The sequence below is a fragment of the Actinospica durhamensis genome (assembly GCF_018139695.1).
GTDB lineage: Bacteria > Actinomycetota > Actinomycetes > Streptomycetales > Catenulisporaceae > Actinospica > Actinospica durhamensis.
This window is the reverse complement of record NZ_JAGSOG010000541.1, coordinates 1-1,850: the sequence shown is the minus strand read 5'-3', so window position 1 is coordinate 1,850 and position 1,850 is coordinate 1. Positions and strand designations below refer to the sequence as shown.

The following is a 1,850-nucleotide window of genomic DNA, read 5'->3' as shown; positions in this document are numbered from 1 at the left end:
AGACAGCGATAGCACCGAACCCCCGCAGCCGTGACCACCGTGAACTCCGCCCCGACCCGCCGAACCGTCACGACGGACGGCGCGACGATCCCCCGCACGACGTCGATGTCCCGAAGAACCAACGCCGGCGCCGACGCCGTCACCGAACCAGCCCCGTCGACGTCGACGTCGATAAGCCGCAACATCCAGTCACAGACCACCGCCAGCGGCACCACCGCCCGATCCCCGATGCGATGCGACCCCAGCCACACCTGCGCCACCTCACTCACCGCCAAGTCCCCTTCGCGCGGCGCCGAGGGCGCGCCCGAAGTCCCCGCAGCAATAAGGCACCGCACACCGTCCGCTCGAACCTCGTCGGCTGGCACGTCGTCGGCTCCAACGTCGTCGGCTCCAACGTCGTCGGCTGGCATTCCGTCGCCAACCTGCGGACCGTCGTGGGTGCGCTCCGCGCCGATTGGGCCTGTTATCTCCGCGACGAAGGCCTCAGCGCCCGCGGCCAACGCAATCAACGCCACGTCCCGCTCCGCGAACATCGCCGCGAGGTCCGCGCCCACCATGCCCCCGCTCCACGGCCCCCACGCGATCGCCTTCACCACGCACGCCGGGTGCCGCGCGCGCCAGTCGACTGCCAGCCGCTCGGCGATCTCGTTCGCCGCCGCGTAGTCGCACTGGCCCGAGTTGCCCGCCGACGCAGCGACGGAGGAAAAGACGGCGACCAGCGCGGGCTCGTCGGCGCCGACGAGTTCGAGCAGGTTCCTGAATCCCTCGGCCTTGACCCGCAGCACCCGGTCGAACTGCTCGTCGGTCTTGTCCACCACGAGCCGGTCGGCCAACACCCCCGCTCCGTGCACGACGCCGGTCACCGCCCCCCACTCGGCTCGCACCTCGTCGAGCGCCCCACTCAGCGACTCGATGTCGCCGACGTCGGCACGCAGGTAACGGACCGCCGACCCCGCCGCCTCGATGTCCGCCAGCGTCGATCTGACCTCGCGCACAGCGAGGACACGCCGCAGCTCACTCTCGATCGCCGCCGGCCGCGGGCGCTCCCCCGCTCGCACCGCCCGCCCGACCAGCGCCGCACGCAGATCCACTTCGGACTGCGCATCACCGAGGTCTGGCGGCTCGTCGGTGAGCGGCGTACGTCCGACCAACGCGATCCGGCAACGGAACGCATGCGCCAGAGCCCGTGCACACGCGGCCGTCACACCCCGCGCGCCGCCGGTGATGATGACCACTGATTCGGCGCTGAGCGGAGCGGTGGCTTCAGACGCAGCGGGCAGCGAGGCGGGCTGCATGGTCCAGGCCGACCTGGAGCCGTCGGGACCGAGGACGATGTCTGGCTCCGAGTCGCCGGTGAGGAGCTCGGTCACGATGGCGACGGCGGCTGACGCGGCGTCGGGCTGGTCGAGTTCGATGGACTTCACGGCCACGTCGGGCCATTCGCGGGCGCACGTGCGGGTGAGCGCGCCGAGTCCGGTGCGGCCGAGGCGGCCGACGGTGACGAACGCCCCGGTGCCGGCAACGGAACGGGCGACGTGGAAAGCCTCGCGCGTGATCGCGACGTCGGCGGCGAAGGGGTAGGAGTCGGCGTGGGCGGCGGGGTCGGGGCGCAGGCCGCCGAGGAAGATCGTGGCGCTGACGTCGGCGGGCGGGGCGGTGAGGATCTCGTCGGTGTGGACGGCGGTGGCACCGACCTGGTGCAGCAGGGCGATGACGTCGTCTGCGATGCCCTGGCCGTCATCGGTGACCACGACGGTCGCGCGGAACAGGCCGGGCAGCGCGAGTCCGGAGGCCGGTTTGGGGATGAAGGTGGGAACGGCGCGGGTGAGCGCGGGGCCCGGGTCCGGGGC

1 protein-coding gene is annotated in these 1,850 nt (G+C 72.3%); it reads right to left on the bottom strand.

Features of this window, described 5'->3' with window-relative positions:
• Window positions 1-1,850 (bottom strand): SDR family NAD(P)-dependent oxidoreductase (locus KDL01_RS40850; protein WP_212534097.1); only part of this gene is annotated, 1,850 nt, incomplete at both ends.